A 9,327-nucleotide genomic window follows, 5' to 3' on the forward strand; every position below is an offset into this window, starting at 1 on the left:
CGCGGAAGCCGCAGCCGGCGCGGGTGCAGCCGAAGCCACGGCGTTGGTGTCGATGCGGGCGATCACCTGTTCCGAGGCGACGGTGGCGCCATCGCCCTCCACGATCTCCGCCAGCACGCCCGCCGCCGGGGCCGGCACTTCCAGGATCACCTTGTCGGTCTCGATCTCGATCAGGATCTCGTCGGCCGCCACGGCCTCGCCGGCCTGCTTCTTCCACGCGATCAGCGTGGCCTCGGCCACGGACTCGGACAGCTGGGGAACCTTGACTTCTACGATGGACATTTTTCGAATGCTTTCCAAAAGGGTTTTGTCTGGACGGTGCGGATGGGTTTCTCGGCCTTACTTGGTCAGGACAAAACCCTTGAGCTTGGCAAACGCTGCTTCCACCAGCGCCTTCTGCTGCTCCTGGTGCAGGTGTGCATAGCCCACGGCCGGCGATGCGGAGGCGGCGCGGCCCGCGTAGCCGAGCTTCTGGCCAGGCTGCATGTTCTCGTGGATGTTGTGCTGGATGAAGAACCAGGCGCCCTGGTTCTGCGGCTCGTCCTGGCACCACACCAGCTCGGTGGCGTTGGGGTATTTCTTCAGCTCGGCGCCGAAGACCTTGTGCGGGAAGGGGTAGAGCTGCTCGATGCGGACGATGGCGACGCTCGTGCTTTCCTTCTCGGCGCGCTTCTTGACCAGATCGTAGTAGACCTTGCCCGAGCAGACGATGACCCGCTTGACCTTGGCGGCGTTCCTGGCCACTGCCGCGTCCTGCTCGCCCAGCACGGTGCGGAACGAGCCTTCCGTGAACTCGGACACGGGCGAGGTGGCGTCCTTGTTGCGCAGCAGCGACTTCGGGGTCATGATGACCAGCGGCTTCCTCAAGTCGCGCAGCATCTGGCGGCGCAGCACGTGAAAGATCTGGCTGGCCGTGGTGGGCTGCACGATCTGCATGTTGGCCTCGGCCGCCAGCTGCATGAAGCGCTCCAGGCGCGCCGAGCTGTGCTCCGGGCCCTGGCCCTCGTAGCCGTGCGGCAGCATCAGGGTCAGGCCGTTGAGGCGCCCCCACTTGACCTCACCCGAGGCGATGAACTGGTCGATGACCACCTGCGCGCCGTTGGCGAAGTCGCCAAACTGCGCCTCCCAGATGACCAGCGTGTTGGGGTCGTTCGAGGCGTAGCCGTATTCGAAGGCCAGCACCGCCTCCTCCGACAGGATCGAGTCGATGACCGTGAAGGGCGCCTGGTTCTCGGCCACGTGCTGCAGCGGAACGTAGGTCCCCTCGTCCCACTTCTCGCGCTTCTGGTCGTGGATGACGGCGTGGCGGTGCGTGAAGGTGCCCCGCCCGCTGTCCTCGCCCGACAGGCGCACCGCGTAGCCGGCAGCCACCAGCGACGCGAACGCCATGTGCTCGCCCATCCCCCAGTCGACGTTGATCTCGCCCCGGCCCATGGCGGCGCGGTCGTCCAGCACGCGCTTGACCAGCTGGTGCGGCGTCACGCTGTCCGGCACGTGCGTGATGCGCTCAGCCAGCCGCCTCCACTCGGTGAGCGGGATGGCGGTGTCGCCGGCGTCGGTCCAGGCCTTGCCCAGGAACGGACTCCAGTCCACGGCGTACTTGCGCTTGAAGTCGGTCAGCACCGGGTCGACGGTGTGCCTGCCTTCTTCCAGCGCGGCGCGGTAGGCGCGCGCCATCTCGTCGCCCAGGCTCTCGCCCAGGCCCTGCGCAGCCAGCTTGTCGGCGTAGAGCTTGCGCGTGCCGGGATGCTGGGCGATCTTCTTGTACATCAGCGGCTGGGTGAGCATGGGCGTGTCCTGCTCGTTGTGCCCCAGCTTGCGAAAGCACACGATGTCCACGGCCACGTCGCGCGAGAACTCCATGCGGTACTCCAGCGCCAGCTGCACCGCCAGGCACACGGCTTCCGGGTCGTCGCCGTTGACGTGCAGCACCGGCGACTCGATCATCTTCATGATGTCGGTGCAGTACAGCGTCGAGCGCAGGTCGCGTGGATCGGAGGTAGTGAAGCCGATCTGGTTGTTGATGATCAGGTGCACCGTCCCGCCGGTGTGGTAGCCGCGCGTCTCCGACAACGCCAGGGTTTCCTGGTTCACGCCCTGGCCGGCAAAGGCCGCGTCGCCGTGCACCAACACCGGCAGCACCTGCTTGCCCTTGGGGTCGCCGCGGCGGTCCATGCGCGAGCGCACCGAGCCCTCGACCACCGGGTTGACGATCTCCAGGTGCGAGGGGTTGAAGGCCAGCGCCAGGTGCACCGGGCCGCCGGGGGTAGACACGTCGGACGAGAAGCCGGCGTGGTATTTCACGTCACCGGCCGGCAGGTCCTCGGGCGCGGTGTGCTCGAACTCGGCAAACAGGTCCTTCGGGCTTTTGCCCAGCGTGTTGACCAGCACGTTCAGGCGTCCGCGGTGGGCCATGCCGATCACCACTTCCTGGATGCCGGCGGCCCCGGCCGAGTTGATCAGCTCGTCCATGGCGGCGATGAAGCTCTCGCCGCCTTCGAGCGAGAAGCGCTTCTGGCCCACGTACTTGGTGTGCAGGAAGCGCTCGAGCCCTTCCGCGGCCGTCAGGCGCTCGAGGATGCGCTTTTTCTTCTCGGCGTCGAACTGCGGCTTGGATCGGATCGACTCGAGCTTTTGCTGCCACCAGCGTTTCTGGTTCTGGTCGGTGGCGTACATGTACTCGGCGCCGATGGTGCCGCAATAGGTCTCGCGCAGCGCGTTGATCAGCTCGCGCAGCGGCATGCTCTCCTTGCCGAAGAAGGTGTTGCCGACGTTGAAGACGGTCTCCTGGTCGGCATCGGTGAAGCCGTAGAAGGACGGCTCCAGCTCGGGGATGTTCGGGCGTTCCTGGCGCTTCAGGGGATCAAGGTCGGCCCAGCGCTGGCCCACGTTGCGGTAGGCGGCGATGAGCTGCTGTACTGCCACGCGCTTTCTGCCGAGTTCGGAATCGGCGCCGGTGGCGATGACCGTCCTTGTCCCACCCTGCTTGGCGCGCTCGGCAAAGGCGTTGATGACCGGCATGTGCGGCACGTCGCGCGCATCGCTGCCATCGACTGCGGGCACGTGCTGCAGCGCGTCGAAGTATTCGCGCCACGAATCCGGCACGCTACCGGGGTTGGCAAGGTAGTTCTCATACATCTCCTCGACGTAAGGGGCATTGCCGCCGAAGAGATAGGTATTGCCCTGGTAGGCTTGGTAGACGGATGTGGGCTCGCTCATGTGTGCGCTGACCTACGCCTCCCTGGGGGAGGCTTTAGCTGGTTGACAAACCTTCCGCGTCACGGCTTAACCGGTTGGCGGACGCGACAGTGCAGGGAAGGACCTGGGTGCGTCGGCTATTGTGCCACCGATACCCGCCCGGGCGCCGGCATATCCCGTTCGCTTGCACTCCTGCGCACTGACTTACATTTGCGGCAACGCCATCGCTTTCCTGCCGCCCATGAGTTCCTCCCTCCTGCAAAACCGCACGCTCCTGTTCCTGCTGGCGCTCGTGACCGCCGCCTTCGGGGCGATCCTCTGGCCCTTCTATGGCGCCGTGTTCTGGGGGGTGGTGCTGGCCATCCTGTTCGCCCCGCTGCACCGCCGCCTGCTGGCGCGGATGCCGCGCCGGCCCAACCTGGCGGCCTTCCTGACGCTGTGCCTGTGCCTGCTGGTCGTGATCATCCCGACGGCCCTCATCGGCGCGTCGGTGGTGCAGGAAGCGGGCGCCACCTACAACCGGCTGCGTTCCGGCCAGACGAATTTCGGCGAATACGTGCAGCAGGTGCTGGCCGCCCTGCCGCCCTGGGCGGTCTCGCTGCTCGAGCGCTTCCACCTCACATCGCTGTCCGAGGTGCAGGACCGGCTCGCCACGCTGGGCACGCAGGCGAGCCGCGCACTCGCCACCAAGGCCCTCGACATGGGCCAGAACACGCTGCAGTTTCTCGTCGCGCTGGGCGTGATGCTGTACCTGCTGTTCTTCCTGCTGCGCGACGGCGCCGAGCTGGTCGCCCGGATCCGCGACGCAGTGCCGTTGGAAGAGGAGCACAAGCGCCGGCTGGCGGAGAAGTTCACCACCGTGATCCGCGCCACCGTGAAGGGCAACATCGTGGTCGCCGCGGTGCAGGGCGCGCTGGGCGGGCTGATCTTCTGGGCCCTGGACATCCAGGGGGCCGTCATGTGGGGCGTGCTGATGGCCTTCCTGTCGCTGCTGCCGGCGGTGGGCGCGAGCCTGATCTGGGGGCCGGTGGCGATCTATTTCTTCGCTACCGGCGCGCTCTGGCAGGGAGCGGTGCTGACGGCCTTCGGCATGGGGGTGATCGGCGTGGTCGACAACCTGCTGCGGCCCCTGCTGGTGGGCAAGGACACCAAGATGCCGGACTATGTGGTGCTGATCTCCACCCTGGGAGGCATGGCCCTGTTTGGCCTGACGGGCTTCGTGATCGGGCCGGTCATCGCGGCGCTCTTCATGGCCATGTGGGACCTGTTCGCGCCCCGCCGCGAACGCCCCTGAGCGGGGGCCAGGCAGGAAAAAGGCCCCTGTGGTTTCCCACAGGGGCCTGTTTCATTGGTAGGCGCGATTGGACTCGAACCAACGACCCCCACCATGTCAAGGTGGTGCTCTAACCAGCTGAGCTACGCGCCTGGGTCGGCTGGTGCATGGTCCTGGAAAAATCCATGCACCTGAAAAATGGTCGGCGTGGCGGGATTCGAACTCGCGACCCCTTGCACCCCATGCAAGTGCGCTACCAGGCTGCGCTACACGCCGACAAGACCAAGAGTATATAACGAAAAAACGGCCTCAGAGAAGAATTGCGCGAATCTGCTCCAGCTCCCGGCGCAACGCATGGGCGTCGACGCTGCTGGCCAAGGCAAGCGGCAGCTGCTCCGCAGTGCGCACGGGCTCCAGGGCGCCGCCCCCCGCCAAGGTGGCCTCGGGAGGCGCCGACCGGGCCGCCGCCCCGGCGGACACGGACTCGCGCAGGCGGTTGCGCGCGCCGCTGATGGTGAAGCCCTGCTCGTAGAGCAGCTCGCGGATGCGCCGGATCATCAGCACTTCGTGGTGCTGGTAGTAGCGCCGGTTGCCGCGCCGCTTCATGGGGCGCAGCTGCGTGAATTCCTGCTCCCAGTAGCGCAGCACGTGCGGCTTGACGTCGCACAGCTGCGCCACCTCGCCGATGGTGAAGTAGCGCTTTGCGGGAATGGGAGGCAGGGCAGTGCTCATGGTGCGATCGCAGGCTCGGGGCCACGTCCGAAGCGCCTAGGGTAGCGCAGTTGCCACTCTTGCGCCTCCGGGCAAATCAGGCCTTGCCGTCGACCACATCCTGCAGCTGCTCCTTGAGCTTGCTGCTGGCATGGAAGGTGACGACGCGCCGCGCCTTGATCGGGATCGACTCGCCGGTGCGGGGGTTGCGCCCCGGGCGCGCCGCCTTGGTGCGGACCTGGAAGTTGCCGAAACCCGACAGCTTCACGTCCTCGCCATCGATCAGGCGCTGAGCCATCAGGGTGAAGAACGCGTCCACCATGTCCTTGGCCTCGCGCTTGTTCATGCCGATCTGCTCGAACAGCAGCTCCGCCAGCTGCGCCTTCGTGAGCGCCGGCGACTCCAGGCTGTGCACCGCCAGCGGCAGCCCATCGGCATCCGGCGCATCGACCGGCAGCCGGGTTTCCTTGCCGTTGCCCATCATCATCGCAGCCTCGCTCCCGTACGCCGTGCCAGCGATTGCAGCACCGCCTGCACGGCCGATTCGATCTCCGCCTCCTGCAGCGCAGCCGCCTCGCTCAGCAGCGACAGGCGGATCGCCAGGCTCTTCTCGCCGGCAGCAAGACCACCGGCGGCACCGGGCTGGGGCGTGCGCCCGGCCGGGGGGCGGAACACGTCGAAGAGCACGGCCGAACGCAGCAGGCTGGGCGCCAGCGCGGCGCGCACCGCCTGCATGACCTCGTCGTGCGTGACGCGCTCGGCCACCACCACCGCGATGTCGCGCTCCACACTCTGGCGCCGCGGCACCGGCGCGAAGGCCGGAACCGGCCGTTGCAGGGCGGCCTCCAGCTCCAGCTCGAACAGCACCGGCGCCGAGGGCAGCTCCCAGGACTGGCGCCAGCGCGGGTGCAGCTCGCCGATGAAGCCCACCGCCCGGCCGTCCAGCAGCACGCGCGCGCAGCGCCCCGGGTGCAGGGCCGGGTGCTCGGCGGCCTCGAATGCGGGCTTGAGCGGCGCCAGCAGCGCCTCCACGTCGCCCTTGAGGTCGTAGAAATCCACCGCCCGCTCGCGCTGGCCCCACTGCAGCTGCTGCGCCGGTCCATAGGCCAGCCCGGCGACGCGCATCGGCTGGGCGATCCCCTCCACGCTGGTGTCGCTGGCCGCCACGCCAGCGTCGCGCGCAAAGACACGCCCGATCTCGAAGACGCGCACCCGCGCCGCGCGGCGGTCCAGGTTGAATTTCAGCACCTGCATGAGCGACCCCATCAGGCTGGAGCGCATCACGCTCAGGTGGCTGGCGATCGGGTTGAGCAGGCGGATCGGCGCGTCGTTGCCGGCCAGTTCCCGCTCCCAGTGTTCCTCCACGAAGGAGAAGTTGATCGTCTCCTGGTAGCCCAGCGCCGCCAGCGCACGGCGCACGGCGAAGCTGCTGCGGCGCGCCTCGGGGCGCACGCGGGCGGTGATCGGTGCCAGCGGCGGCGTGGTCGGCAGCTGTTCGTAGCCGACCATGCGCGCCACCTCCTCGATCAGGTCTTCCTCGATGCGCAGGTCGAAGCGCCAGGACGGTGGCGCGACCACCAGCACCCCGCCCTCCTCGGCGCGCACGTCCAGCCCCAGGCGTTCAAGTGCCTGCAGGCATTGGGCCTCGGTCAGCGGCATGCCGATGACCTTGGCGGCGCGCGCCACGCGCATGCGCACCGGCGCCGGCGCCGGCAGGTTCACGCGCTGGTCGTCGATGGGCCCGCAGACGGTCTCGGGCGTGCCGCAGATCTCGATGACCAGCTGCGTGATGCGCTCGATGTGCTCGACCGTGTGCTCGGGATCGACGCCGCGCTCGAAGCGGTGGCCGGCGTCGGTGGCGAAGTTGAAGCGGCGCGAGCGCCCGGCAATGGCCGCCGGCCACCAGAAGGCAGCCTCCACATAAATGTTGCGGGTGTCGTCGCCCACGGCCGTGGCGTCGCCCCCCATGATCCCGGCCAGCGACTCGACCTCGCGCTGGTCGGCGATGACGCCCACCTTCTCATCCAGCTCGACGGTGTTGCCGTTGAGCAGCTTCAGGCGCTCGCCCGGCCGCCCCCAGCGCACTTCCAGGCCTCCGTGGATCTTGTCCAGATCGAAGATGTGCGACGGCCGCCCCAGTTCGAACATCACGTAGTTCGAGATATCGACCAGCGGCGCCACGCTGCGCTGGCCGCAGCGCGCCAGGCGCTCGACCATCCATTGCGGCGTCCTGGCGCGCGGGTTGACGCCGCGCACCACGCGGCCCGAAAAACGCCCGCACAGGTCGGGCGCCTCGATGCGCACCGGCACGCGCTCCTCGATCTGCGTGGCCACCTGCGGCAATTCGGGATGCACGAGCGGCGCGCCAGTCAGCGCCGCCAGCTCGCGTGCCACGCCGTAGATGCTCAGGCAGTGCGCGAGGTTGGGCGTGAGCTTGAGCGTGAAGAGCGTGTCGTCGAGCCGCAGGTGCCGGCGGATGTCCTCGCCGAGCGGCGCATCCGCTTCCAGCTCCATCAGCCCCTCATGGTCGTCCGACAGCTGCAGCTCGCGCGCCGAGCACAGCATGCCGCGGCTTTCCACGCCGCGCAGCTTGCCGACCCGGATGACGAAGGGCTTGCCGTCCTCGCCCGGCGGCAGCTCGGCGCCCACCAGCGCGCAGGGCACGCGAATGCCGACGCGCGCATTGGGCGCGCCACAGACGATGTTCAGCAGCTCGGGGCCACCCACGTCCACCTGGCACACGCGCAGGCGGTCGGCGTTCGGGTGCTGCTCGGCGGCCTTGATCTCGCCGACCACGATCTTGGAAAACGGCGGCGCCACCGGGCGCAGCTCCTCCACCTCCAGGCCGGCCATGGTCAGCGTATCGGCCAGCTCCTGGGTGGTCAGCGGGGGGTTGCAGTATTCGCGCAACCAGGATTCGGGAAATTGCATGTCTGGACTCTCGGGCGAAGGCGCTCGCCAGCACCACGGCCGGCTGGGCGCGACCGGCCCCGACGCGCGGGGCCTCGGACCTTATTGGAACTGGGACAGGAAACGGATGTCGCCGTCGAAGAACAGGCGCAGGTCGTTCACGCCATAGCGCAGCATCGTCAGCCGGTCCGGCCCCATGCCGAAGGCAAAGCCGATGAAACGCTCCGGATCGAGACCCATGTTGCGCACCACGTTCGGGTGCACCTGGCCGGCGCCGGACACTTCCAGCCAGCGCCCGGCCAGCGGCCCCTGCTGGAACTGGATGTCGATCTCGGCGCTCGGTTCGGTGAAGGGGAAGAAGCTGGGCCGAAAACGCAGCACCAGGTCGTCCGACTCGAAGAAGGTGCGGCAGAAATCCGTGAACACCACCTTCAGGTCCTTGAAGCTCACGTTCTCGCCGATCCACAGCCCTTCGCACTGGTGGAACATGGGCGAGTGCGTGGCGTCCGAGTCCACGCGGTAGGTGCGGCCCGGCGCGATGACGCGGATCTCGGGCATCGGCTGCCCGGCGTCGATCAGGTGGCGGTGGCGCTTCACATGCTGCACGGCGTAGCGCACCTGCATCGGGCTGGTGTGGGTGCGCAGCAGGTGGGGCGCCTCGGGCGTGCCGCCCTCGACGTAGAAGGTGTCGTGCATGGAGCGCGCCGGATGGTCCTCGGGCGTGTTCAGCGCCGTGAAATTGAACCAGTCGGTCTCGATCTCTGGGCCGTCGGCGACGTCGAAGCCCATGGAGCCGAAGATCTGCTCGATGCGCTCGAGGGTCAGGGATACCGGGTGCAGCCCGCCCTGCCCGCGCGCGCGGCCGGGCAGCGTCACGTCCAGCGCCTCGGCCTGGAGTTGCCGCTCGAGCTCGGCGTCGGCCAGCGCCTGGCGGCGCGCCGTCAGCGCCGCTTCCACACCCTGCTTGGCGAGGTTGATGGCGGCGCCGCGCGTCTTCTTGTCCTCGGGCGACAGCTGCGCCATGCCCTTCATCAGCTCGGTCAGCCGGCCCGACTTGCCCAGGAACTGGGCCTTGGCGTTTTCCAGCTCGGCCGGGGTTGCACAGCGCGCAAACGACTCGCGCGCGCTCGTCACCAGGGAATCCAACTCGTTCATATCGACCATTCAAAAAGACAGGGGCTAGCGCCTTTCCAAGCCCTAGCCCCTGCTGTTGGCGCGCCGGCAGCCGGCTGCAG

At 68.1% G+C, this 9,327-nt stretch carries 7 protein-coding genes and 2 tRNA genes; 1 reads left to right on the top strand and 8 read right to left on the bottom strand.

The window, feature by feature from the left end; all coding sequences use genetic code 11:
- Positions 1 to 282, bottom strand: a 282-nt coding sequence (locus A612_RS15010; RefSeq protein WP_040437147.1) for a biotin/lipoyl-containing protein, incomplete at its 3' end; no start/stop codon positions are given.
- A 57-nt stretch (positions 283 to 339) separates the two neighbouring features.
- On the bottom strand, positions 340 to 3,219 hold the full coding sequence (locus A612_RS15015; protein ID WP_019375259.1) for a 2-oxoglutarate dehydrogenase E1 component: 2,880 nt from the start codon (positions 3,217 to 3,219) through the stop codon (positions 340 to 342).
- Between the two features lie 220 nt (positions 3,220 to 3,439).
- On the opposite strand from A612_RS15015, the gene A612_RS15020 reads away from it, so the two are divergent.
- Positions 3,440 to 4,492 (top strand): AI-2E family transporter, encoded by a 1,053-nt coding sequence (locus tag A612_RS15020; protein ID WP_040437149.1) that lies wholly within the window; start codon positions 3,440 to 3,442, stop codon positions 4,490 to 4,492.
- A 55-nt stretch (positions 4,493 to 4,547) separates the two neighbouring features.
- Here A612_RS15020 and A612_RS15025 read toward each other — a convergent pair.
- From A612_RS15025 to pheS, 6 genes are all read right to left on the bottom strand, one after another.
- Positions 4,548 to 4,624, bottom strand: a tRNA-Val gene (locus A612_RS15025).
- A 46-nt stretch (positions 4,625 to 4,670) separates the two neighbouring features.
- Positions 4,671 to 4,747: transfer RNA gene (locus tag A612_RS15030), tRNA-Pro, on the bottom strand.
- A gap of 33 nt (positions 4,748 to 4,780) precedes the next feature.
- Positions 4,781 to 5,203, bottom strand: a complete 423-nt coding sequence (locus tag A612_RS15035; protein ID WP_019375261.1) for a MerR family transcriptional regulator — start codon at positions 5,201 to 5,203, stop codon at positions 4,781 to 4,783.
- Between the two features lie 76 nt (positions 5,204 to 5,279).
- Complete coding sequence (locus A612_RS15040; protein WP_019375262.1) at positions 5,280 to 5,666, bottom strand: integration host factor subunit alpha; 387 nt, start codon at positions 5,664 to 5,666, stop codon at positions 5,280 to 5,282.
- Positions 5,666 to 8,113 carry a phenylalanine--tRNA ligase subunit beta gene (gene pheT, locus A612_RS15045; RefSeq protein WP_019375263.1) on the bottom strand — a complete coding sequence of 816 codons (2,448 nt, stop codon included), beginning with the start codon at positions 8,111 to 8,113 and terminating at the stop codon, positions 5,666 to 5,668. Before pheT ends, A612_RS15040 begins: the two co-directional genes overlap by 1 nt.
- Before the next feature lie 81 nt (positions 8,114 to 8,194).
- Positions 8,195 to 9,247, bottom strand: a complete 1,053-nt coding sequence (pheS, locus tag A612_RS15050; RefSeq protein WP_019375264.1) for a phenylalanine--tRNA ligase subunit alpha — start codon at positions 9,245 to 9,247, stop codon at positions 8,195 to 8,197.
- Positions 9,248 to 9,327: the final 80 nt, after the last annotated feature.

Origin of the sequence: Melaminivora alkalimesophila (assembly GCF_000282995.1) — a bacterium.
In the GTDB taxonomy this organism is placed as follows: domain Bacteria; phylum Pseudomonadota; class Gammaproteobacteria; order Burkholderiales; family Burkholderiaceae_C; genus Melaminivora; species Melaminivora alkalimesophila.